The organism is Pseudoalteromonas sp. NZS37 (genome assembly GCF_015864265.1).
Classification (GTDB): Bacteria; Pseudomonadota; Gammaproteobacteria; order Enterobacterales; family Alteromonadaceae; genus Pseudoalteromonas; species Pseudoalteromonas arctica.
Map to the genome: position 1 here is coordinate 250,971 of NZ_JADYXL010000001.1, position 23,684 is coordinate 274,654.

A 23,684-nucleotide genomic window follows, 5' to 3' on the forward strand; every position below is an offset into this window, starting at 1 on the left:
AGTTTAATTATTAATTTGCGACGCTATAAACTGACTAGGCTCGCGCTTCCACTTATTTAAGTTAGCACTAAATGCCCAGATATCTCTATCTAACACACTGGCTGGTAGTAATAAATCGTAACCGGTTAACAGTTGAAGGTGCTTAGTCCTGTTAGCAAACATAGCTATAAGACCAGTATAGCTTATCCCTTTATGGGATGTGTAATGTGTATCTTCTATTAGCCATTCTGATGGGCAATTGCCATTTTTGCAATGTTTTTGAACAACTTGCATAAATAAATTACGCTGCTCTATTAATAATTTCCCTGCAATTCGAGGCGCTATGCTTGTTAAAAAGTCATCTATGTCGTTTACCTTTATACCAACCGCATTTAATTCTAAGTAATCAAAGCCATCTTCTACTTTGGGTATACCACTGTGATTAAAGTTACTATGAGGCATACACCAAGCTCCGTACTTATGGTAATAAACGAGCTCAGACTCATTTAATATAAGGCTATGATATGGCTCTTGAGTTTTTAAATATCCAATAAAAATAGCGGCAATACACAAGCTCACTAAAAATATTTCAAGTATGCTAATCTCACCCGGCCTCAGTAAATTAAACAACATAATGAAAACTAAACCAATTGCACCTGCAACAAGCACTTCAATTGCGTTTCGCGCACCTTGTGCCCGAAACTTAATGACATTGTTAGATTTATCCATATTGGTAAAACACCATATAAAAAACAAGCATAATAACAGCCCAAATTATGACCTTTCTTGTTGTTATACATAAGTTACAGGTGGTTTTAAATTTCATACATTACCGCTTTTTCCTCAACAAAATAGGAACAATGAATAAATCTTATTTACTTTTACGCTTAACGCACAAATTTATGAGACACATAACCGTCTTTTCCCGGTCTTATTTCGTACAATACTTACAATTCATTTTCAGGTATGAAATCAATGTACTCAAGACAATCAGGTAAAGCACTTTTTCCATTTATTATTACGTTACTTCTAATATTTAGCGTTTATTTATATCTACCCGCTAGCCACGGCGAACAGGCCGATTTATCACAAATGTCTACTCAAGTAACAGCTCATACTGTTACTTCTCAGGAAAACGCAGTGATGATAGAAGCGATCGGTAGCGCGCGTGCAAACCAAGCAATCTATATAAAAAGTGCGCAAAACGATTATGTCACAGATATATATTTTAAAGACGGCGACTTAGTCAGTAAAGGACAAAAGTTAGTACAGTTACAGAGCCAACAAGAACAGCTTGCCGTTAAAGAGCTTGGCATTAACTTACGTGAAGAACAACGTCAGTTAGATCGCCTAACCGAACTTTCACGCTCGCAATCAACGGCAAAGTCGTTACTTGAAGAGCAGTTATCTCGTGTTGATGCAACAGAGGCCCAACTAGAAAGCGCTAAAACTAAATTAAACGAAATGACTATTAGTGCGCCCTTTTCAGGCCTGTTAGGTAAGCGTGAAATATCAATAGGTGCTTACGTAAGTAATACAACAATAATCACAACACTTGATGATATTAGTATTATTAAAGTTGACTTTAAAGTACCTGAAAAATATTTAGCACAATTAAATATGGGCATGAAAGTGCTTACGCAAAACGATGCCTACCCAGGACAAACATTTAACGGCAAGGTAACGCATATTAGCTCGCGTATTGATTCGGTTACTCGCAGTGTTGAAGTAACAGCAAGTTTTGCCAATAAATCAGGATTACTTCGCCCTGGTATGTTACTAAATACAGCACTTGAGCTAAGCAGCAACCAAGCTTTAATGGTGCCAGAAAAAGCGGTTATACCTTTGCAAGACAAACACTTTGTTTTTCAAATTCAAGATGGGATAGCTAATAAAATTGAAGTGCATGTTGCTAGCAGAAATAATGGCTGGGTTGCTATCGACGAAGGCCTAACTGATGGCGAGCAAATTGTTACTGAGGGGCTAATAAAAATTCGCTCTGGAAGTAAAGTAAGCGTAAAGGGGTAATACGTGAAAATTACAGATACTAGCGTCAAGCGCCCCGTTTTTGCCATTGTAATTAATTTACTGCTTCTTACTTTTGGACTGGTTGCGTTTACTATGCTGCCACTTCGTGAATACCCGGATATTGAAACGCCGATTGTAAATATCAGCACTGAATACACAGGTGCTTCTGCCGAAATTATAGAAACCAAAATAACGCAAATAATAGAAAATCGAATTTCAGGTATTGAAGGTATTAAAAGTATTAACTCATCGAGTCGTAATGGGCGTTCAAACATTACCATTGAGTTTGATATTAACCGCGACATAGATGCAGCATCTAACGATGTACGCGAACGTGTAGCACGTGCACTTGATAGTTTGCCCGATCAGGTACGCCCGCCAGAAGTATCTAAATCAAATAGTGATGAAAGCCCAATCGCCTGGTTTGTATTAAACAGCGAAACAATGGACTCGTTACAGCTATCTGATTACGCGCAGCGTTTTATTGTTGACCGCTTAGCCGTAGTAGATGGTGTATCTAATGTACGTATTGGTGGTGAGCGCCAATACGCAATGAAAATTTGGCTTAACCGCCAAGCAATGGCAGCACGGGGTATTACCTCAAGCGATATAGAAAACACACTTCGTACAGAAAACGTTGAGTTACCGGCTGGCGAAATAGAATCTATAGATCGTGACTTTACCGTTCGTACTGCCCGTAGTTATAAAGATCAGCGCGATTTTAAAAACCTGGTAATTAAACGTGGTGATGAAGGTTACTTAGTACGTTTAGGTGAAGTTGCCGATGTACGTTTAGAAGCTGCCGATGACGAAAGCTTATTTCGTGGTAACGGGCGTAATATGATTGGCTTAGGTATTGTAAAACAAGCTAAAGCAAACACACTAACCGTAGTAGATAACGCACGCAGCGAACTTGAAAAAATCAAACGCAACCTACCTGAAGGCACTACAATTCAAGACAGCTACGATTCGTCTGTATTTATTAAAGAGTCTATTAATGAAGTTTACAGCACACTTGCCATCTCTATGGGTTTAGTCGTACTCGTTATATTTTTGTTTTTAGGCAATATACGAGCAACGCTTATCCCTGCGGTCACCGTACCGGTCGCACTTGTTGGTAGCTTTATGTTTTTGTTGGCAATGGGCTACTCAATTAACTTACTAACTTTACTTGCCTTAGTACTGGCCATTGGTTTAGTAGTAGATGATGCTATTGTAATGCTTGAAAACATTCACCGCCGTATTGAACTGGGTGAGCCGCCGTTACTAGCTGCATTTAGAGGCGCGCGTGAAGTAGGTTTCGCTATAGTAGCAACCACTCTTGTACTAATATCGGTGTTTGTGCCATTAGTATTTATGGATGGCCGTATAGGTGCATTATTTACTGAGTTTGCTATGGCGGTAAGTGCTGCCGTATTTTTCTCAAGTGTTACAGCACTGACTCTCGCACCAGCCTTGTGCTCTAAAGTACTTAAAGTATCAGACAAACCAAATAAATTTAGCCAATGGATGGACCGCCAGTTTACTAAAATTGAAGTAAGTTACCGTAATTCACTCTCCACCAACATAACCCGTAAATGGGGTTTAATGGTGAGCTTATTATTAGCTGGCTTTGTTAGTTACTCGTTGTTTTTACAAGTTCCTTCTGAGCTAACGCCAAAAGAAGATCGTGGCACGTTCTTTATTATGATGAGCGGCCCTGAGGGCGCAAGTTACGAAAATAACGCCGCTAATATGGCTAAAATTGAAGAGCGCTTAATGCCTTACTCGCAAGCCGGTGAGCTAAGTCGCGTACTTGTTCGAGTGCCTGGCTGGGGTGGCAGCGGCGGTGTTGCGATTGTGGGTATGGCCGATTGGGATAAACGCAAACGCTCAACGTGGGAAGTAATGGATGAAATAAGCGGTAAAATGCAAGAAGTTACCGATGTTCGTGCATTTGCCATTATGCGCCGTGGTATTGGTGGTGGTGGCTCATCTCGCCCAATTGAGTTTGTACTGCAAGGTAATGATTACGCTCAACTTGCCGATTGGCGTGACCGTATAATAAAGCGTGCTGAACAAAACCCTGGTTTAGTAAGAATCGATCATGATTACAAAGAAACCTTCCCACAGTTTTTAGTCAGCATAGATAAAAACAAAGCTGCCGATTTAGGCGTTTCGGTATCTGATGTAGGCCGTACACTAGAAACAATGCTTGGCCAGCGCCGTGTTACGACCTTTATTGACCGCGGTGAAGAATACGATGTGATTTTAAAAGGAACAAAAGAAGATTTTACCAATCCTACTGATATTTCAAATATATACCTTAAATCACGAAGCGGTGAACTAGTTCCACTTGATAGCCTTATCAGCTTAAAAGAAGAAGCAACAGCATCGCGCTTAAACCGTTACAACCGTATGCGCGCAATTACATTAAGCGCCAACTTAGCTGATGGCTATACACTTGAGCAAGCGCTTAACTTTTTAAACGAAGTAGCCGCGCAAGAAAACGATATAGATGGCGCAGTAGATTACAAAGGTGAGTCGCAGCTTTATTACGAAGGCGCATCAGCGATGACCTACGTATTTATACTTGCACTCACCGTTACCTTTTTAGTACTTGCTGCGCAGTTTGAAAGCTTTATGCACCCATTTGTCATTATGCTTACCGTACCGCTTGGTTTAATGGGCGCTATGTTTGGGCTTTGGGCTACAGGGCTTACCTTAAATATTTACAGCCAAATAGGTATTGTCATGCTCATAGGCTTAAGTGCTAAAAATGGTATTTTGATTGTAGAATTTACTAACCAATTACGCGATAAAGGCGTTGAATTTAGTGAAGCAATACTACAAGCGGCTACCCAGCGCCTTCGCCCAATAATAATGACATCACTTACAACCGTTATGAGCTCTGTTCCCTTGGTTTTTGCTTCAGGCCCCGGCGCTGAAAGCCGTATGGTAATTGGTGTAGTTGTGTTTACAGGGGTTATTGTATCTACCCTGCTGACTCTTTTTGTTGTACCTGCTGCGTATTATGCTCTATCGAAAAATACACAATCACCTGAGTTTTTACAACAAAAGTTGAATAAACAAGCTGCTGAAAAGCCTTTCGAAGAGATCTAATCTCTTTATTGCGCCGTAACCTTGTTGTTGCGGCGCATACAATTTATGCTCGCCTTTAAACTCCATATACATTTTAGGAATACTTATGAGCTCAACAACGCAAGTAGCAACATTTGGTGGCGGCTGTTTTTGGTGTATAGATGCAGCATTTAGACGTGTAAATGGCGTATTAGATGTGAGTTCTGGCTATACCGGTGGCGAAACCGACACCCCAACCTATAATTCTGTATGCTCTGGCACAACTGGGCACGCTGAGGTTGTTAAAATTGAATTTGATACTACTGTAGTTAGCTTTGAAACACTTTTAGCAATGTTTTTCACTTTGCATGATGCTACACAATTGAATCGCCAAGGTAACGATATAGGCACACAGTACAGAAGCGTTGTTTACTATCACGATGAAGCTCAACTAAAGCAAACCAATGAAATGATAGCTCAACTGCAAAGCCATGTGAGTGAGCCCATTGTGACAGAAGTCAGCCCTGCCACTACGTATTATCCAGCAGAGCATTATCATCAAGATTACTATAACGAAAACCCACAGCAGGGTTACTGTAGTATTTTAATAGCACCTAAATTACATAAGTTTGAAACCGTATTTAAGGAGTTCTTAGCTGACTAGCTAATTTGAGTAGTTAAATTGATTAGTTAAATTGATTAGTTAAATTGATTAGTTAAACTTAGCTACACATTAAAAAGCCCGACATAAGTCGGGCTTTTTAATATTAATAAATACCGTTAAAACTGGTAGCTTGCGCCTGCAAAAAAGCGACGCTCTGGAGTGTTGTAGTAATACACTTGACCCGTTGTAAAATCAGTATTTGAATCAACAGCGTTATACTCTTTATCAAATAAGTTTTCTACACGAAGCGAAACTTCAATATGTTCATTTACTTGATAATTACCCGCTAAGTTCCAAAGCGTGTATGACCCTAAACGCGTCACAGCACCTTGTCGGTCACTACGATATTGCATGTCTAAGCTTGCATCAAAAGCACCAAACTGTTTTGCTAGTTCCCAGTTAAAAGTACGTTTAGCAACATTACGTAACTCTGCGCCCGTTTCTTCGTCTTCTGCACTCAAATAAGCAAAGTTAAGGTTGCTATCAAAACCAAAAAACTGCTGAGATAAGCTAAATTCAACCCCTTCATAACGTGCTTCATCAATATTAGCTAATGCAAAGTTTGCATCGTAATCAATTTTATCTTCTATATCGTTTCTAAAAATTGCAACATCAACTTGCGCAATATCAAAGTCCACACTCAAACCTAACTCACGGTTTACTGATTTTTCAGGCTGTAAATCAGGGTTACCATAAAGTGGGAAATATAAATCGTTAAATGTAGGGGCTTTAAAGCCAGTACTTTGGCTTATACGAAATGTTGCATTTTCAGATAAATGATAACCCGCAGCGGCTGTATACGTTGTTTCGTCGCCAAATTGCTCGTCGTCATCTTGGCGAACAGTTAAATTAGCTAATACTTTATCTGCATCGTAGTAAGCACCTACAAACACAGCAAGTACATCTCGGCTGTCTTCAACAAATAGTTGCGAACTATGAGATACATCATCGTTGTACCAATTGATACCACCACTAATGTTAAGCTCATCAGATAATAGGTATTGGCCGTTATAATCAATTTGTGTGCGTTTAGTTATAAAAGTACTTGTTGTTGGTCCAACTGAAAAATCAACATATGTATTGTCTGAATCATCCGTTGCTAGCGCTAAATCAATACTGTGCGTTTGGTTAGTGTAGTTTTTACTCCAACCTGCAGAAAGCTGATAGTTTTTAAAATCATCTCGTTCAATCGTACTGTCGGCTGGGCTAAAGCGGCTGTCGTAATCTGCGAAACCTTCACTGTATTGACCTAATAACTTAAAGTCGCCGTAGTGTGCATCAGTATAATTTACTTTAAAACCAAGATTTTTATTTTCATAGCCATCTTCATCTGGTGCTACGCCTTGCAGTACATCAAAGTTATCTGTTTTTTCAAAGCCTGCATTAAATGCTGTTGTTATATCGCCTGATTTTACAGAGCCTGCCACTTGATAATTTTGGTAAGAATCAGAACCAAACGTAGCACTCACAGATAAGTTATCTGATTCACGCGTTATAATGTTAATTACGCCAGCAAGTGCATCAGAGCCGTAAACAGCCGCGCGAGAACCCTTAATAATTTCAATGCGTTCAATACTATTTAAAGGGACATTATTTAATGCTTTTTGACCAAGTGTTGCTGAGCCTGTACGTACACCGTCAATCAAAATTAGCGTATCGCCAGAGCCAGTACCACGAAGTGACACACCTGTATTTTGGCCAAAACCACCGTTTGGATTAACCTGAAAACCAACTCGCGTGCTTAATAAGGTTGGTAAATCGCGTACGTTGCTTGCGTCTATTTCTGCACGCTCAATAACATTTACACTTGCTAAAACGTCATTGATTGATTGCTCAAATTTATTAGCTGTAACGGTTATTTTTTCAATTGATTGCTCTGCGCCAGACACAGAAAATGAAAGCGCAGCAGAAATAGCAACACCTAAAGTTGTTTTGTTTAACATGATGTCCCCTACCTTTGCCCACCGCAAAGATTTAAGTAAGTAAGATTGCATCAAGGCCGGTCTCCGGACTCAGTAAGCACATCAAAATATGCAATACTTTACCGTTGCGGGGGCAGTGTTGGGCTTGTAGTCATCATGAAAACGCACCAACTTCCCGATTATCCTGCTAAAAAAATCATTACATGAAGTGGCTAGCAAGCACCTTGAAAATATGTCGCTATTGTGAGTATTTTGTTTACAAATGTCAATGGACGTCTATACAGCTAAAAACCTTTAAAATGCAGTTAGGGGCTAGTATAGTTTGAAGAAACTCCATATTTATCAAGTAGCTTCTGAAGTTGTATTTGTGCAGTAGGTAAGCTTAGTATTTCATCCATTTTATTACTAGTGATCTTATTTGATTTAGAGTTAACTAAAAAGTGCGTTTTATAAACGGCATCTGGTACGTTACTTTTATAGAGTAAATCCATATTAAAAGTATTTTGATTTTTAAAATATTGGTAAGCAATATTATTTAAAACACCTACTTCCGCGCGCTTTAATAGCAGCATTTTAACCACATTGAATTCATCAATGGTTAAACTTACCTGATGTTCCTCACTTAAAAATTCGGCATCGGTATTAAATCCAGCAAATTGATACGAGTACCCCAATACCCCAACCTTTGTTAATGACGTAATGTCGTCAAAGTAAGCTTGCTCATTTGTATTTTCTTTAAGCGTATAAAGCTCATTTTTGGTAATGGTATAAAATTCGGTTTTTTTAATATTCTCTTGCGCTGATTGTGGGATCCATTGCAGTGCCATTAAAAATAAAACATCAAAATTATTTTTTTCAACTGACAAAGCAAGCCTTTTTACAGGTAGAGACTCAAGTACGAAGTTAAACTCCTGCTGTGCGCCGTTTAAAATCTTAATAAACTCAGGAGCAAAACCCTGTTTTTTTTGCGCATTAATAATAATGGGAAAGTAGCCATCTTCAACCAGTATATCAATATCAACTGTTTTTGATAAGCTTGGTTTGGTAAATGTAAGCAAAACAAATAACAAAAATAATTGATGACGTTTCATTTTAATACCTTCTAGTGTGAAGTACTTAATTGCATGTGATTAAATATAATAGCTTAAATATCAAAAAGGAGATTAATACATACGGGAGTATCTAGGCAATAAAGAGGGATAATAGTGAGATATTTAAAAAGAGTAAGTAGCTTCAATCTGTCTGTAAGTATAAACAGATTAAAGCATGCTTAATTTAAAACTATTTATTAATTAATCGCGGAAATTTTTAAACTGAAAAGGCTGACCTAGCTCAGCACTGCGCACTACTTGCATAGCCTCTTGAAGATCGTCACGTTTTTTACCCGTTACACGTACTTCTTCGCCTTGGATAGCAGCTTGAACTTTAACTTTAGAGTCTTTAATGGCTTTAACTACTTTTTTAGCCATGTCCTTTTCGATACCTTGCTTTAAGCCAACGTTACGAAATACATTTTTACCTGCACGGGTAATATCTTGAAGCTCTAAGCTTGATACATCCATACCACGCTTAGATATTTTGTTAGCTAAAATATCAAATAATTGCATAACCTGAGAGTCTGCTTCAGCTTTAAGCTTAATTGTTTTGTCATTTAGCTCAATAGATGCATCAACGCCTCTAAAGTCAAAGCGAGTCTCTAGCTCACGATTTGCATTATCAACTGCGTTTTTAGCTTCGTTCATTTCTACTTCAGATACAATATCAAATGAAGGCATTGGTTTGCTCCTAACTATTTAATCTTAATTTTATGTGGCAATTATAACGCTAAAATTATAAATCTTTACATTTTTCTGCATCTTGTTCAGGTGCGATATTAAATTAGTTTGATATACTTGCGCCTCTTTTTTAAGCGATTTTAGGATTTGTCGTGACAAGGCGTGTTTATCAAGCAATTTTTTTAATCAGCATAGTAGCTTTTACCTTTTTATTTGCCAAAGAAATAAAAGGTGGCGTTGTAAATTTATTTCCTCATGTTGATAAAGTCGCCCATTTTGGGATTTTTTTTATACTAGCCATAATAATGGATAAAGCGTTTAAGCTTCCTTTATATGCGCAAATACTTTTATTGGCAGGTTATGGCGCCTCTATAGAAATAATGCAAGACGCACTTCCATATAGGCAAGCATCACTCGGTGATTTTTTTGCTGATTTTGCAGGTGCCGCAAGCTACTTTTTACTTAGAGTAATTTTTACACCTCGAAAAAAGAACCCATATGGCTAATATTTTAATTGTCGGCGATGGTGCTATTGGCTTGTTACTTAGTCATTTTCTAAGTGCGTCGCATAATGTCAGTGTTTTAACTCGCAAAAGCCCAACAAATACCCGCTTTTATAGTCGAGGTAAGGGTGCATCTAAAAAAATTGACGCACAATTTATTGCATTAAATCAGCTAAATAAAGCGGCTGAATTTGATGTTGTTTTATTTACCGTTAAAGCCTTTCAAGTACTTGATGCATTTACGCAAATAAAGCCGTTTTTACCAAATCATTGCTCTGTTGTACTTTCGCATAACGGAATGGGTAATGTTGATGAGGTAAATAGCCAGCTAAGCACTCACCAAGCACTCTACTTTTTAACGACAAGCATAGCGGGCTTTAAATCAAACCAATACATTGTGCAGCACACTGGTGAGGGACAAAGTGTTATTGGTGCTTGTAATGAATTAGCTTTTCAAAATAGCGCGCCAATAGCTGATATTTTTAAAGTAATACCCAGCCTCAAGTTTACTAATAACATTCAGCAGCTTCGTTTTGAAAAACTACTCGTAAATATTGCCATTAACCCATTAAGCGCTTTAAGTAATGTAAAAAATGGTGAGTTACGCGCACCTAAGTACAACGCTATAATTTTTAATGCACTCACTGAAGCATGCAATATAGCAAAGGCTCAAGGGCTTAATATCCCATTAATTAAAGCTCTCAATACCGCTTATAAAATAATGGAGTTAACCGCAAATAATTACTCATCAATGCAGCAAGATATAGCTCACAATAGAGAAACTGAAATATCAGCTATATGTGGCTATATTAGCCAACAAGGTAAACTTCACAGTATTCCAACGCCTTACAACGATGAGTTGTTAGTCAAAATTCAGGCAAAAAAAAGCGTGGTATAAACCACGCTTATATTAATTCTTAACTTTAAGACGACAAACCTTATGGGCGGTAAACTTTTACAGTTTCAAAGCCTTGTTCGTGCAGCATAAGTGCCTGTAGTTGGCTCATTACGCCTCTATCACAATATAAATAGTAGTCAGTGTCTTTTGGTAAATCACCAAACTTAGTCGCCAGACGGAAGAACGGTAAATGAACCACTTCAACACCGTCGATTGCAAGCGGTGCAGCTTCTTCTTCCTCTGGTGAGCGAATATCAACTACCACAGAGCCTACAGGCAAATCAGCAACCGATTCAGCTTCTTTAAGTTCTTGTTTGGCTTCTACGTCAATATCACGCACGTCCATTATACGTGCGTTGTTTACAACGGTATCAAGTACATCAAAGTCGAACTTTTCTTCTTCACCAAGAATAACGTCTATTTTGGCTTTAACCGTTGGCTTTTTAGAAATAACACCACAGTATTCAGGCATTGTTTCTGCCATTTCGGCCGTACCAATTTGACGAGCAATATTAATAATTTCTTGCTTATCGTGTTGAATAAGCGGGCGTAAAATAAGCGTTTCAGTAACACGGTCAATCACGCTTAAATTCGCTAATGTTTGACTAGATACTTGGCCAATACTTTCGCCAGTAACAAGTGCCTGAATGTTTAACTTTTGCGCAACCACACTCCCTGCGCGCATCATCATACGTTTAAGTACAACACCCATTTGGCTGTTTTCAACGTTTTCTAAAATTTCAGCAACAACAGGTTCAAAATCAACCGTTACAAATTTAACTTTATGTGTAGAGCTATATTTTTTCCATAAGTAGTAGCTTGCTTGCTTAACGCCAATTTCGTGCGCTGCGCCACCTAGATTAAAGAATAAAAAGTGCGTGCGTGCGCCTTTTCGAATCATTTGGTAACTTGCTACGCCAGAGTCAAAACCACCAGACATCAGCGAAAGCACATCTTCTTGAGTTGGCAGAGGAAAACCAGCCATACCAAAATGTGTATGAGAAACAATGTAAGCTTTATCGTCTTTTACTTCTAGGCGTATTGTTACTTCTGGGCGGCTAAGCTTTACGCTTGCGCCTTCAATATGTTGATTTAATCCACCACCAACATAACGCTCTAAATCAGTTGAGGTAAAATCGTGTTGCCCTATGCGCTTAGCACGAACACAAAAGGTTTTACCCACAATAGTATGACCAACTAAAGCGATGGTTTTTTGATAAATATCATCAAGAGTTTCGAATTGTGTTTCGGTTACTTCAATAAATTGAACAATGCCAGGGATGCGTTTAAGGCTATCGATAAAATCAAGGCGAACTTGCGCGTCTTCAAGTTTTGTAACAACTGAAATGTTATCCCAGTTATTTCTTACTTGTACTTTTTCGTCAACACGGCGCAATACAATTTTAATGTTATTTTCTAACACTTTAGTAAAGCGTTTACGGACTGAACGGCTTTTAATGGCTATTTCAGGATGTAGTTTGACGATAAATTTAAGCATAGTTCACTCTTAGACTGCGGGAATTCGCGCTCCCAGGCATTTGGCGCGGGATTATAGCAAAAAATTCAGCGCCTAGGAAACAGCCTATTACTATCGATTAAACTACAGCTAGGGCCTGTTTATCTTTCGAGGTTAAATTTGCAGCAGTGTGTTTGGTATTTAGGCAAGGCAGAGCCTATGTAGTGTGGTTATTCCCCATAAATAGGCGATAACGTAGCATAAATACCAAACAAGCGCTGCCCAAAGGGTTTAGCCTAGGGGCGATTAACTCTTTGTTGCTTGGTTTTTACTTAGCCCACTAGGTTACAAACCTCGCGTCGTGATTTAATCGCCCCTAGATTGAACAAATTTTAATCCTGAAAGGTCAACAGGCCCTAAGGCTTGTTGCGCTAATTCAGTATATTTTTCACGTAGCAGGTTCATTTTATCAATGCTTTTATCGGTACTGTACGCTCTAAATAATGTAAGTACTTTTAAAATACCATGATATATATCTTGCTCAGCAAGCGTACCGCTTGGCCTACGGGCTTTAATATAAGGCGTCCAAAAACTAACCGTTAACTTTAGTGTATGTGCTAAATCAATGACATCCTGCTCATCAATAGCAATCATTTCACTGTCGCGAAGTCCTAAAATAATTTTACGAACTTGCTCTAGTAATTCGAGTTGAAAATCAATATAAGCTTGTTTTAAATCAGCATCTCTAGAGAGAATATCACCGAGATTGTCGTAAAAAAAATGATAGCGCCACATCAGCTCAAATAACGAATCTAGGTAAGCCGTTAAATGATTAAATGCATCATCATCTTTATTTATTGGTTTAAAGTGAGTATTTAAATGATCGCGATACAACGCAAAAATATGACGGATAATGTCTTCTTTATTTTTAAAATGATAATAAAGATTACCCGGGCTCATCCCTAAGTTTGATGCAATATGATTTGTCGTTATTGCACGCTCACCATTTTCGTTAAACAACAAAATACTGGTGTGTATTATTTTATCCTTGGTATTCATATGCTAATACTCAAATTATCTATAGGCTACATTACACTCAAAAGTGGTAAACAGTATAAACAAATATGAATCATTAAAACACTCCCACCATGGACTGACCTGTTTAAAGAAAATAAGTGTTTATATGGTTTTTTAGCTAGGCTGCTTTGTGGCATAAACACTGTTAAACTAGCGCTAAAATAATAAATAGTGAACATTATGAAAGTTATTGCAATTTACCCTGGCACCTTTGATCCACTAACTAATGGGCACACAGACCTTATTCAACGTGCAGCTAAAATGTTTGATACTGTATTAGTTGCGGTTGCTAATAACCCAAGTAAAAAACCCTGCTTTAACCTTGAAGAACGTGTTGAGCTTGCAAACTCTATTTTAAGCCACATAGATAATGTTAAGGTGATTGGTTTTTCTGGTTTATTGGCTGATCTTGCACGCGATCACAATGCTAATGTGCTTATTCGCGGTATTAGAGCTGTATCTGATTTTGACTATGAATTTCAATTAGCTAACATGAACCGCCGCCTGAACCCCGACTTAGAAAGTGTATTTTTAACACCCGCAGAGCGAAATTCATTTATTTCATCAACACTCGTTAAAGAAGTAGCTCGCCACAATGGTGATGTAAGCGAGTTTGTAGACCCGGTAATTGTTAAAGCGCTAAAAACTAAATTGGGCTGTGGTGCCCAATAACACTTCCCGAATTAGCGCATAACTTGTATGCGCTAATTCGGCTTTTGTATAGATGATTTTAATTTTTTAATTAACCAAACAAGTTTTAGCAAATCTTTATTGATAATTAGTATTAGCGCCATAGTGATATCAATAATAGGCATAAGAAAACCATACAGCATCCACAACCACCAAAAATCCCAATTGCCATAAAGAGTATTATCAATGTACATCCCCATAAACAGTGAGGCATTGATAGCAAGCCCTACAATAAGATAATAAAATCCGTACGGTATTTTACGTCCTAAAAAAATACGCCACATAAAAATAACGGCAATTGTTAGTACATCAAATATAAACAACTTTAAATGCGGAGCCGCAGTAGTTATGTCCATAAACAAACTAAATGTATACGAAGCCATCATAATAAAGCAAAGGTGAACTCGGCTTTTATCTTGCTTATTAATAGCCGCTGATAGAGTGAACAAAAAAGAAAAAACAAAAAGCCATGTAATAAATATTCCAAAATATTCGTTAACTGAATTTAATTGCCAAAATAGCTCCTCCATTTTATTCAACCTTTTGATGGGTGTTTTTTATACGATTAAGTAAATACCGTTTTAATGCAACCAAACCTAAAAAGTCTTTATTAATTAGGAGAACTAAAAGCATCGTTAAATCAGAAATTATTTGCCCTATTACATATAAGGCCCAAAACCACCAGTAATCCAAATTTCCTAAAACAATACTGTCGTAGTGCATTCCAAAAAAAACAAATGCGTTAAAGCTAAGTCCAACTAAAAGATAATAAAAGGCTACGGGGAGGTTTTTACTAAAGTATATCAGCCATATAATCAGAAAAAACATAGTTACGATATCAAATATAAAAAGGGTCAAATGGGGTGTGTTGCTCAAGGGATCCATAAAAATACTTGAGGTGTAAGATACCATCATAATGAATGCAAGTTGTGTGCAGCTTTTGTCAGACTTGTTAATGCTTGCAGACAAATTATATAAAAAAGCGAGTACAAAAGACCATGTAGTAAAAATAGTTATATAGTCGTATAAACTAGCCAGCTGCCATAAAAAATCATGCATTGCGTGACCTTTTAAATTTTTCAGTTAAAAATTTAGTAAGCTTAACTAGACCTAAAAAATCTTTGTTAAAGATAAGCGCTAATGGCATTATCAAATCTGTAAAGTACATACCAAATACATAAACGTTCCAAAACCACCAATAATATAGAGTACCTAGAATCTCTATATCGTAATGCATAGCTAAAAATAAAGATGCATTAATACTCAGACCAAATACAAGATAATAAAATGCGTTAGGAATTGGGCTTCGGCTGTAGTACCTAAACGTAAAAATAATAATTAGAGTTACAATATCGAAGTAAAAATAGTTTAAGTGAGACACTATAACCATATCGAACAGTGTACTTAAGGTATACGAAATCATCATAATACCAGAAAGGTACATTGTATTTTTATAGGGACTATTTATGCTTGCTGATAAATTATAAAGAAATGCAATTACAAAGAACCATGTAATAAAAATACCTACATAATCTCTAATCGCTACCAGATCCCACAGTATGTCAGACACTAACTATCCTCTTCAAACTCGCAATCAAACCATTTCTAAATTTCATCAAGTATAAAAAATCTTTGTTTATAAAAAATATAGTTACCATTATGAAATCAGCAGCGTTGACCCCTATTGCGTAAGCATTCCAAAGCCACCAGTAGCTTGTATTATTTGATATATAGATGTCGTAATGCATGAGAAAATGTAGAGTTGAGTTTATAGCTAAACCAGTAATGATATATAGATAGGTAATACCATCATGCCAGAGCCGCCTAAGGGAAATAATAACTAGGAGAGTTAAAATATCGGAAAACAAAAAATCTAGATAAGTTACCGTATCCAGATTTGTAAATATACTAAATGAATATGAAATACTCATAACCAAAGACAAATACACTCTTTCTTTATTAGGCTTATTAATCGAATGAGCAAGGGAGTACAAAAAGGCCATAAGGAATCCCCATTGTAAAAATGCACCTATGTACAAAGAAACTGTTGGGCTAATTATGAGTTCACTCATTATTATTAAGATTTTTTTTATTCAAATTAATAATTTTTAAAGGCGACATTTTTATAAGATTTTTATTAAGTATTAGCGAGAGCATCATCAATACATCTATTAAAGTACTCCCAACAGAATAAAAACTCCAATACCACCACTCATCTAAGTGGTAAAGAATATATAGATCGTAATGCATTACTGATGCGAGGAGGCTATTAATGACTAAACCTATCAGAATAAAATTGGCACTTGGGCAACATTTAATAAAGTCAATTTTTATAAAAAAGAGTATCGCTACTATGGTAAGAAAATCATATAAAATCCAATCTAAATAAGGAGCATTCAATATAGTAAAGTATCCACTTAAAAAATATGAACACAACATAATGCTTGATGTAATGAGAAGGGATTTATTTTTAATATTGACACTAGATACTAAGCAGTACAAAAAGGCCATTAAAAAGCCCCATTGTGTAAAAGCATTTATATAATCCAGAAAAGCACCAGTTAAGTACATTTTAAACTAGGTTACTTTATGGGTATCGTTTGACTTGAAGTAGCTGAGGATTTTGTTCTTTAATTTATGAAGACCGAGGAAGTCTCTATCAACAATTAATGCGACTATCATTATTACGTCTATAATATTAACTGAAACTGCGTAAATGTCCCATAATAACCACCGTTCTTTGTTTTGATGTACATATAAATCAAAATACATCAAAAGAAAAAAAGTTAAATTTATTGATAGTCCTACGGTCAAGTATATGAATGAAACGGAGGTTTTTTTCTTACAGGCTAGGCTCACAGAAAGAATTAGAATAGTTAGAACATCATATATTGCCCAATCCAAATATACTGTAGTTTTTATCGACAGCCATGTAAAGAAGTAATCTGATAGTGTATAAGAAACCATCATTACAAACGAACTGAATAATAGGTTTGTATCTCTTTTCACATTTAGGGAGTAAACAAAGACATTGAAAAAAAATGCCATTAAAAACCCCCACATTGTAAATGCAGAAAGCGAAAAAAAGCCAAAAAACTCAGTTAAAAACATTTATAACCTTAATTAATCACTTAGGTTTTATAGGTATCATACCACCACCGCGCTGTAATTCTGCACCAGCTGCAGCAATAGCCTCTTGAGAAAAGCTCACTGTATCAGATTGCAGGGTTTTAGGGCTAGCAGTTTGTTCCATTGCAGGCTTTAATTGTTGTGTTTTGTTGTATGCTTGCATTTGTAATTGGCTATTAGCTGAAACTTGCATGTGATTGATCCTTGTAAAAGTTTTAATTATATTTGGTGCAACTTTTAACCACATTATTATGTAGATAAATGCATCACCTGTTTAAAGTAGTGATAGCTATTTTGCTATCTACCTTATATAAAGCAACCAATGTGCCAACTTTTTTTGACACCTTAAAACTCACTTAAAACATACTTATATAATCAAACCAAACAGCTCCGACCAGTTTACTGCAAACATAAAAAAACGCACAGGGATAACCGTACGTTTTTTGTATCCAGGGAGTTTAAGCTACGTATTTACACGGGATCTCCGCACGTGTACTTAGCTTCAAAATATATTCCATTGCTACTTCGTCACAATTTTCTTTACGAAGGCAAAGTTCACAATCTTTCATTACTTTTTCAGGCAAAGAGTCTTTGCTACAAAAAGTAAAACGTTGTTGTTCAAAAAAATCTGGTACGCGTGTTAATACAATAACTCGGTTAAGTGCCAATTTTTTGGCTTTAGTAAGTAGATGATCTACAAGCTGTCTACCCTGCCCCGACACTTTACTTTTTGGGTCTATACCCAATGAGCGTATTTCAGCAAGGCCGGTATCGTAAATGTATAACGACGCACAGCCCGACACTTTTCCATTTATTTCTGTTACTGCAAACTCGTTAATAGAGTGCACCATATCACTTTTTGCACGAGGCAGATTTTCACCTACCGTTGCCCAATGCTGTATAAGCGTGGCAATTGCTTCTACATCATCTAAATTTGCATCACGTACCGTTATTTGCTGTTTTTTTTTGGCTTCTTTAACAGCATTCGTTACTTGTTCAATAGACGTCCCACCAAGGGCTTTACGTGCTTTTATACACGCATCAATTTCAAGTACTGGGTAAACATCGTCTTCAAATACAGTGTTTACTGATTTGTACTGCTCAAGCGATAGCTCTTCAAGCGTTTTACCTTCGCTAATCGCAAGCTGTACAAGTACACCTACAATGTGATGCCCTTCCCTAAATGGCACACCTTTAGCAACTAAGTAATCAGCAAGTTCGGTGGCGTTTGCATGCCCTCCTTTTGCTGCAGCAAGTGTCTTATCACCGTTTACTTTAACGCCTTTAATACATGCTTGCGCCATATGAATACATGCAAGCCATGTTGGCATAGCGTCGAACAGGCCTTCTTTGTCTTCTTGCATATCTTTATTGTATGCAAGTGGCAGCGCTTTTAACGTCATCATCATAGCGCTAAATGCACCAAACACACGTCCGGTTTTACCGCGAATAAGCTCGAGTGCATCAGGGTTTTTTTTCTGAGGCATGAGCGATGAGCCTGATGTTACGTTATCAGCAAGCTCTATAAATCCGGCTTCACCCGAATTATAAAAAATCAAATCCTCTGACATACGAGATAAGTGAATCATCGAAATAGACGCACAACTTAAAAGATCTAACACAAAATCACGATCAGATACGCCATCAAGGCTATTTTTTGTAGCCGCTGTAAAACCTAATCCGTGTGCTAATGCTTGGCGATCAATCGGATAAGCTGTACCTGCTAATGCACCACTGCCTAATGGGCAAAAATTCATGCGCGCTTTAGCATCTTGCAGGCGGCTTTCATCACGCTCTAGCATCTCTACATACGCCATACACCAGTGGCTAAACAATACTGGTTGTGCGCGCTGTAAGTGCGTGTAACCTGGTAATATTGTGCCAAGCTCTCGCTCTGCAAGCGCTACAAACTCGCCTTTAAGCTGTGCAATAGCATCTAGTAAATGGTCAGCCGTATCACGGCACCATAATCTAAAGTCGGTGGCAACTTGGTCATTACGGCTTCGGCCTGTATGTAATTTTTTAGCTAAATCACCTACTTTTTCAATTAGAGCTGCTTCAACATGTGAATGAATATCCTCTGCACCTGAAGTAGCTACCGCTTGTGGATCTGCTTTAACTTCTTCAAGCAGCTCATTTAATGCAGCCACTAATCTTGTGTGCTCGTCACTTGAAAGTACACTTACCTGTTCAAGTGCACCAGCCCATGCCACAGAGCCAATAATATCTTGCTCTGCTAACTGGTAGTCAAAGGGAAGAGAGTCGTTAAATTGCTTAAACGCCTCATCTGGACCCGTAGAAAAACGTCCGCCCCATAATGCCATGAAATCTCTCCAAACCCTGTAGTGCCCCTTTTATAAGGGGCGTAATAAATTACTTTTTAGCGAGTGCTGAAATTCTGCTTGAAAGCGAGAATAAACGAATAAAGCCTTCAGCGTGTGATTGGTCGTACACATCATCTTCGCCAAATGTAGCAAATGCTTCGCTGTATAAGCTATTTGGTGACTGCTTTTGAACTGCAGTTACTTGGCCTTTGTATAGCTTAAGTACCACTTCACCTGTTGCCACTTTAGAAAGTGCTTCAGCACCGGCTAAAATAGAATCTTTAAGAGGCGTAAACCAACGGCCGTCGTATACTAAATGCGAGAACTCGCCACCGAGTACTTCTTTCCACTTACGGCTTGCTTTATCAAGCACTAGCTCGTCAATGGCTTGAAGCGCAGCCATAATGACTGTGCCGCCTGGCGTTTCATAACAACCGCGTGACTTCATGCCAACTAAACGATTTTCTACAATATCAACACGTCCAACACCATGAGGCGATGCAATATCGTTTAATTTAACTAAACAATCGTAAGGTTTAAGTTCTATGCCATTTACAGCAACCACTTCGCCTTCAACAACTTTTAATGTTACTAGTTCTGATTTATCTGGAGCTTGCTCTGGAGAATTAGTCCAAGTCCATACTTGTTCAGTTGGTTGACACCATGGGTCTTCAAGCTCACCACCTTCATGCGAAATATGCCAAGCGTTAGCATCACGGCTATAAATTTTTGTAGCAGATGCTGAACACGGAATGTCACGCTCTGCTAAGTAATCAAGTAATGATTCACGGCTCGATAAGTCCCACTCACGCCATGGCGCAATTACTTTTAAATCAGGGGCTAGTGCTGCAAAACATGATTCAAAACGAACTTGGTCATTACCTTTACCAGTACAACCATGAGAAAGTGCATCAGCACCTACTTTACGTGCAATTTCAACTTGTGCTTTAGCAATAATTGGGCGCGCCATAGAAGTACCTAATAAATAAGTACCTTCGTAAATTGAGCCCGTTTTAAGCGTTGGGTAAATGTAATCACTTACCATTTCATCTTTTAAGTCAACTACGTAACATTCAGATGCACCAGAGGCAATTGCTTTAGCTTCTACGCCTTCAAGTTCTTCAGCGCCTTGACCTACATCGGCAACAAACGCGATTACTTCACAGCCGTAGTTTTCTTTTAACCATGGCACGATAGCCGACGTATCAAGACCACCAGAATAGGCTAAAACGACTTTTTTAATTGAACTCATAGGTGTTCCTTAACAAAATTTGGATTTAGTAATGTAACTAGCAGAGCATTTTGCGCATGCATGCGATTCTCTGCTTGTTGAATGATTTTTGATGCTGGACCATCCATTACCTCAGAGGTAATTTCAAATTCACGGTGTGCCGGTTGGCAATGTAATACCGTAGTCGCACCTGTTTGATCTAGCAATGCCTGGTTTAATTGATAAGGCATGTATTTTTCTTTTACTTGCTCAAGCGGCGTTGTATCACCCATTGATACCCATGTATCTGCATATACAACGTTTGCACCAACTGCAGCTTCAACTCTATCGCTCACCATGACTGATGCGCCATTCATTGCTGCAATTTGCTCTGCTTTTTTAAGTATTTGTGAATCTGGCGAACACCCTTTTGGTGTTACAGCAACAAAGTCAGTACCAAGCGTTGCCGCTAAAAGCATTAATGAATGAGTTACATTGTTTCCCTCACCTAAGTAAGCTACTTTAAGCTGACTCACATCGCCATGTACTTCTTGAAGTGTTAAAAAATCAGCAAGCGCTTGGCAAGGGTGGTACAAGTCACACAAGCTATTTACCACAGGTACCGATGAATATTCACCTAACGTGGTTAATGTGCTGTGCTGATTTACACGCGCCACAATACCGTCGGCCCAAGTAGAAATATTAAGTGCAAAATCTTTAATTGATTCACGTGCACCCATAGCGCCATTTTGCTGATCTAAATAAACAGCATGACCACCAAGGCGATTAATACCTATATCAAACGATAAACGTGTACGTAAGCTTTGCTTTTCAAACAATGTTACGATTGATTTACCCGATAATACTTGGCTGTATTTTTCTGGCTTTGCTTTTATATCTTGCGCTAACTTTAATAAATTAAGTGCGCCTTCTTTGTCTAACTCTAAACCCGTTAAAAAATTCTCAAACATAATAAACCTATGGTGTAATCTTTGTTCCGACATGCTTGCCTTGCAGCAGAGCAGTTAAATTTTCTGGCTTTTGCCAGCTGGAAATATACACACCGCGTCGTAAATGTTGGGCAGCGTGAAGGCTGGTCTTAACTTTGACCTCCATCCCGCCCACAATTACTCCATCTGTAATTAAAGTATCAATGTGTTTTGTGTCAAGTTGATGTAACGGTTGTTTATTTGCGTCAAGTACCGCTTCTACATCCGTCATAAAAATTAGTTCTGCATTTAAATTACTGGCAATAGCCGCTGCAGCTTCATCTGCATTTACGTTGTACCACAAGCCTTGTTCATCAAAGCCGATAGAGCTAACAATAGGTAAACGAGAAATTCTAAGTAAATCATTGATGATAGAATCGTCGTTACTTGTGCATTTACCCACTAAGCAAAGCGCTTTTAATTTTTGGGTTGCAGTCACACCCGCCTCAAAAAGACTTAAGCCGACAGGCTTATGCCCTGCGCTTATAGCTTGAGTCATTAATTGTTTATTAGCGCAACCTGCAAGCGCACCCACTATATAAGGCATTTGCTCTGCTGGACTAATACGTAAACCTTGGTGTTTAGCACTAGCAAAACCCGCTTGCTTTAGCCATGTATCTACTAAAGAACCACCGCCATGAACAATGACAAACTCATCATTTTTTTGCTCGCTTAGCACGTCAAATAACGCTTTTGCTGCATTTTCTGTATTAAGTACTGCACCACCGAGTTTAATAACCCACGTTTTTTTACTCATTTAAAACGCTCCTTTTAAGCCCGTAGTGTGATCTAAATTCATAGAAATATTAATACACTGCAAAGCTTGTCCAGCAGCGCCTTTTAATAAGTTATCAATGGCAGACATTACAATTAACTGCGTGCCTTGTTGCTGCCAGCCAATATCAACAAATGGTTGCTTAGCAACACCTTTAATTGAAGGTATTTTATCGCCTAACAAACGAATTAATGGTTCATTAGCAAGCACTTGATAAGCAGATGAAACGTTTTCCTTGGTAACGCCAGGCTTAAGTTGTACATAAATAGTTTCTAAAATACCGCGCGCAAAGCTACCTAGATGCGGTGTAAATAATACTTTGTGGCCAAGGTGTTGTTCAATTTCAGGACCGTGGCGATGGTTAAACAAACCATAAGGTGCAAGCGATACCTCACAAAAATGTGTTCCTACACTCGCTTTACGCCCGGCACCCGTAACACCCGAAACGGCATTAATAATAATACTTTCGCTGCTCAATAAGCCTGCTTGTTTAAGCGGTTTAAGTGCATTGAGCGCCGCTGTTGGGTAACAGCCTGCAACAGCAATTAGCTTTGCGTTAGCGATAGCATCATGGTTCCACTCTGCTAAACCGTAAGCCGCTTCATTTAAAAGCTCTGGGTGTTGATGCTCAAAACCATAATAAGTAACGTAATCATCATTATTTGCTAGGCGATAGCCACCAGATAAATCAAATACTTTTTTACCCATAGCTAAAAATTGAGGCGCTAAATCAACACTTACTTTGTGATCGGTACATAAGCATGCATAATCAGCATCACTTTGAATGTCATCAAAAGCTGATGCACTAAGAGGAAGTAAAGGACAATCTAGTAAGCCAAGGTGCTCTGGGTATAAATCACTTAGTAATTTATTTTTATCTAAGCTACCCTCAGATACATAACAGCCTGTTAAGGTAAGGTTTGGATGATTAGCAACTAAGCTTGCTAACTCTGCGCCGCTATAACCGCTTGCGCCAATAATAACTACATTCATTGATTACTCGTTATTTTAAAATTTACTGCTAAATATATATGTTGTTCGCTTAAACTAGCTAAGACGCTAAATTAAGACTTAATTTAATGAATTTGTAGATTATCGTCGCATTATTTTCATAGCTTTACTTTAATATATTTATGCTTAAAAAGTGAATTGATATTCATCATAAATACTTTTATATTGTTATGCAATTAAATTGAATAATAATT

21 protein-coding genes and 1 riboswitch are annotated in these 23,684 nt (G+C 37.9%); of the genes, 6 read left to right on the forward strand and 15 right to left on the reverse strand.

Annotated elements, in window-relative coordinates; genetic code table 11:
* Positions 1 to 3 precede the first annotated feature (3 nt).
* Positions 4 to 708, reverse strand: coding sequence for a DUF2982 domain-containing protein (locus I6F47_RS01120; protein WP_165721048.1), 705 nt, complete (start codon positions 706 to 708; stop codon positions 4 to 6).
* Between the two features lie 246 nt (positions 709 to 954).
* Here I6F47_RS01120 and I6F47_RS01125 point away from each other — a divergent pair, with 246 nt between their 5' ends.
* From I6F47_RS01125 to msrA, 3 genes are all read left to right on the forward strand, one after another.
* Complete coding sequence (locus tag I6F47_RS01125; RefSeq protein WP_024590017.1) at positions 955 to 2,007, forward strand: efflux RND transporter periplasmic adaptor subunit; 1,053 nt, start codon at positions 955 to 957, stop codon at positions 2,005 to 2,007.
* A 3-nt stretch (positions 2,008 to 2,010) separates the two neighbouring features.
* The gene (locus I6F47_RS01130; RefSeq protein WP_010553194.1) at positions 2,011 to 5,109 is read left to right on the forward strand and encodes an efflux RND transporter permease subunit; all 3,099 of its coding nucleotides are present in this window, start codon (positions 2,011 to 2,013) and stop codon (positions 5,107 to 5,109) included.
* 85 nt (positions 5,110 to 5,194) lie between these two features.
* Positions 5,195 to 5,731: a peptide-methionine (S)-S-oxide reductase MsrA gene (msrA, locus tag I6F47_RS01135; protein WP_165721049.1), complete on the forward strand. Its 537-nt coding sequence runs from the start codon at positions 5,195 to 5,197 to the stop codon at positions 5,729 to 5,731.
* A 116-nt stretch (positions 5,732 to 5,847) separates the two neighbouring features.
* Here msrA and I6F47_RS01140 read toward each other — a convergent pair whose 3' ends face one another.
* The 3 genes from I6F47_RS01140 to I6F47_RS01150 form a co-directional block, all read right to left on the reverse strand.
* Positions 5,848 to 7,674, reverse strand: coding sequence for a TonB-dependent receptor domain-containing protein (locus I6F47_RS01140; RefSeq protein WP_165721050.1), 1,827 nt, complete (start codon positions 7,672 to 7,674; stop codon positions 5,848 to 5,850).
* A 37-nt stretch (positions 7,675 to 7,711) separates the two neighbouring features.
* Positions 7,712 to 7,895: riboswitch (cobalamin riboswitch) on the reverse strand.
* A 63-nt stretch (positions 7,896 to 7,958) separates the two neighbouring features.
* Entirely contained in the window at positions 7,959 to 8,744 is a 786-nt protein-coding gene (locus I6F47_RS01145; protein WP_197183172.1) for an ABC transporter substrate-binding protein, read from the reverse strand.
* A gap of 201 nt (positions 8,745 to 8,945) precedes the next feature.
* Positions 8,946 to 9,428, reverse strand: coding sequence for a YajQ family cyclic di-GMP-binding protein (locus I6F47_RS01150; protein WP_007377833.1), 483 nt, complete (start codon positions 9,426 to 9,428; stop codon positions 8,946 to 8,948).
* 152 nt (positions 9,429 to 9,580) lie between these two features.
* Between I6F47_RS01150 and I6F47_RS01155 the strand changes: the two genes are divergently transcribed.
* Positions 9,581 to 9,934 (forward strand): VanZ family protein, encoded by a 354-nt coding sequence (locus I6F47_RS01155; RefSeq protein ID WP_007581666.1) that lies wholly within the window; start codon positions 9,581 to 9,583, stop codon positions 9,932 to 9,934.
* A complete protein-coding gene (locus I6F47_RS01160) occupies positions 9,927 to 10,829 on the forward strand; it encodes a ketopantoate reductase family protein (protein ID WP_165721051.1) in 903 nt (300 codons plus the stop codon). Before I6F47_RS01155 ends, I6F47_RS01160 begins: the two co-directional genes overlap by 8 nt.
* 40 nt (positions 10,830 to 10,869) lie before the next feature.
* On the opposite strand, the gene thiI is transcribed toward I6F47_RS01160, so the two are convergent.
* Both thiI and I6F47_RS01170 read right to left on the reverse strand, forming a co-directional pair.
* The gene (gene thiI / locus I6F47_RS01165; RefSeq protein ID WP_101164302.1) at positions 10,870 to 12,327 is read right to left on the reverse strand and encodes a tRNA uracil 4-sulfurtransferase ThiI; all 1,458 of its coding nucleotides are present in this window, start codon (positions 12,325 to 12,327) and stop codon (positions 10,870 to 10,872) included.
* A gap of 324 nt (positions 12,328 to 12,651) precedes the next feature.
* On the reverse strand, positions 12,652 to 13,344 hold the full coding sequence (locus I6F47_RS01170) for a TetR/AcrR family transcriptional regulator (RefSeq protein ID WP_024592300.1): 693 nt from the start codon (positions 13,342 to 13,344) through the stop codon (positions 12,652 to 12,654).
* A 198-nt stretch (positions 13,345 to 13,542) separates the two neighbouring features.
* Between I6F47_RS01170 and coaD the strand changes: the two genes are divergently transcribed.
* Positions 13,543 to 14,034, forward strand: a complete 492-nt coding sequence (coaD, locus tag I6F47_RS01175; RefSeq protein WP_024592299.1) for a pantetheine-phosphate adenylyltransferase — start codon at positions 13,543 to 13,545, stop codon at positions 14,032 to 14,034.
* A gap of 32 nt (positions 14,035 to 14,066) precedes the next feature.
* Here the strand turns inward: coaD and I6F47_RS01180 are convergent, their stop codons facing one another.
* The 9 genes from I6F47_RS01180 to argC all read right to left on the reverse strand — a co-directional run bounded on the left by I6F47_RS01180 (position 14,067) and on the right by argC (position 23,472).
* Positions 14,067 to 14,582, reverse strand: coding sequence for a hypothetical protein (locus I6F47_RS01180; protein WP_024590027.1), 516 nt, complete (start codon positions 14,580 to 14,582; stop codon positions 14,067 to 14,069).
* Position 14,583: 1 nt separating this feature from the next.
* Positions 14,584 to 15,111, reverse strand: coding sequence for a hypothetical protein (locus I6F47_RS01185; RefSeq protein ID WP_101164304.1), 528 nt, complete (start codon positions 15,109 to 15,111; stop codon positions 14,584 to 14,586).
* Positions 15,104 to 15,622 (reverse strand): hypothetical protein, encoded by a 519-nt coding sequence (locus tag I6F47_RS01190; protein ID WP_101164305.1) that lies wholly within the window; start codon positions 15,620 to 15,622, stop codon positions 15,104 to 15,106. Before I6F47_RS01190 ends, I6F47_RS01185 begins: the two co-directional genes overlap by 8 nt.
* Positions 15,623 to 17,179: 1,557 nt before the next feature.
* Entirely contained in the window at positions 17,180 to 17,374 is a 195-nt protein-coding gene (locus I6F47_RS01195) for a hypothetical protein (RefSeq protein ID WP_101164309.1), read from the reverse strand.
* 265 nt (positions 17,375 to 17,639) lie between these two features.
* Positions 17,640 to 19,505: an argininosuccinate lyase gene (argH, locus tag I6F47_RS01200; RefSeq protein WP_007581654.1), complete on the reverse strand. Its 1,866-nt coding sequence runs from the start codon at positions 19,503 to 19,505 to the stop codon at positions 17,640 to 17,642.
* 49 nt (positions 19,506 to 19,554) lie between these two features.
* Positions 19,555 to 20,757, reverse strand: coding sequence for an argininosuccinate synthase (locus I6F47_RS01205; RefSeq protein WP_165721052.1), 1,203 nt, complete (start codon positions 20,755 to 20,757; stop codon positions 19,555 to 19,557).
* Complete coding sequence (locus I6F47_RS01210) at positions 20,754 to 21,686, reverse strand: ornithine carbamoyltransferase (RefSeq protein ID WP_165721053.1); 933 nt, start codon at positions 21,684 to 21,686, stop codon at positions 20,754 to 20,756. The genes I6F47_RS01205 and I6F47_RS01210 overlap by 4 nt, the downstream gene beginning before the upstream one ends.
* A 7-nt stretch (positions 21,687 to 21,693) precedes the next feature.
* Positions 21,694 to 22,461: an acetylglutamate kinase gene (gene argB, locus I6F47_RS01215; RefSeq protein ID WP_165721054.1), complete on the reverse strand. Its 768-nt coding sequence runs from the start codon at positions 22,459 to 22,461 to the stop codon at positions 21,694 to 21,696.
* Positions 22,462 to 23,472: an N-acetyl-gamma-glutamyl-phosphate reductase gene (gene argC / locus I6F47_RS01220; RefSeq protein ID WP_165721055.1), complete on the reverse strand. Its 1,011-nt coding sequence runs from the start codon at positions 23,470 to 23,472 to the stop codon at positions 22,462 to 22,464.
* Positions 23,473 to 23,684 lie beyond the last annotated feature (212 nt).

Excerpts from the sequence above, each read along its gene's own strand:
- I6F47_RS01120 (WP_165721048.1), bottom strand. The coding sequence starts at position 708 with ATGGATAAATCTAACAATGTCATTAAGTTTCGGGCACAAGGTGCGCGA.
- I6F47_RS01125 (WP_024590017.1), top strand. The coding sequence starts at position 955 with ATGTACTCAAGACAATCAGGTAAAGCACTTTTTCCATTTATTATTACG.
- msrA (WP_165721049.1), top strand. The coding sequence starts at position 5,195 with ATGAGCTCAACAACGCAAGTAGCAACATTTGGTGGCGGCTGTTTTTGG.
- I6F47_RS01140 (WP_165721050.1), bottom strand. The coding sequence starts at position 7,674 with ATGTTAAACAAAACAACTTTAGGTGTTGCTATTTCTGCTGCGCTTTCA.
- I6F47_RS01145 (WP_197183172.1), bottom strand. The coding sequence starts at position 8,744 with ATGAAACGTCATCAATTATTTTTGTTATTTGTTTTGCTTACATTTACC.
- I6F47_RS01150 (WP_007377833.1), bottom strand. The coding sequence starts at position 9,428 with ATGCCTTCATTTGATATTGTATCTGAAGTAGAAATGAACGAAGCTAAA.
- I6F47_RS01160 (WP_165721051.1), top strand. The coding sequence starts at position 9,927 with ATGGCTAATATTTTAATTGTCGGCGATGGTGCTATTGGCTTGTTACTT.
- thiI (WP_101164302.1), bottom strand. The coding sequence starts at position 12,327 with ATGCTTAAATTTATCGTCAAACTACATCCTGAAATAGCCATTAAAAGC.
- I6F47_RS01170 (WP_024592300.1), bottom strand. The coding sequence starts at position 13,344 with ATGAATACCAAGGATAAAATAATACACACCAGTATTTTGTTGTTTAAC.
- coaD (WP_024592299.1), top strand. The coding sequence starts at position 13,543 with ATGAAAGTTATTGCAATTTACCCTGGCACCTTTGATCCACTAACTAAT.
- I6F47_RS01180 (WP_024590027.1), bottom strand. The coding sequence starts at position 14,582 with ATGGAGGAGCTATTTTGGCAATTAAATTCAGTTAACGAATATTTTGGA.
- I6F47_RS01185 (WP_101164304.1), bottom strand. The coding sequence starts at position 15,111 with ATGCATGATTTTTTATGGCAGCTGGCTAGTTTATACGACTATATAACT.
- I6F47_RS01195 (WP_101164309.1), bottom strand. The coding sequence starts at position 17,374 with ATGCAAGTTTCAGCTAATAGCCAATTACAAATGCAAGCATACAACAAA.
- argH (WP_007581654.1), bottom strand. The coding sequence starts at position 19,505 with ATGGCATTATGGGGCGGACGTTTTTCTACGGGTCCAGATGAGGCGTTT.
- I6F47_RS01205 (WP_165721052.1), bottom strand. The coding sequence starts at position 20,757 with ATGAGTTCAATTAAAAAAGTCGTTTTAGCCTATTCTGGTGGTCTTGAT.
- I6F47_RS01210 (WP_165721053.1), bottom strand. The coding sequence starts at position 21,686 with ATGTTTGAGAATTTTTTAACGGGTTTAGAGTTAGACAAAGAAGGCGCA.
- argB (WP_165721054.1), bottom strand. The coding sequence starts at position 22,461 with ATGAGTAAAAAAACGTGGGTTATTAAACTCGGTGGTGCAGTACTTAAT.
- argC (WP_165721055.1), bottom strand. The coding sequence starts at position 23,472 with ATGAATGTAGTTATTATTGGCGCAAGCGGTTATAGCGGCGCAGAGTTA.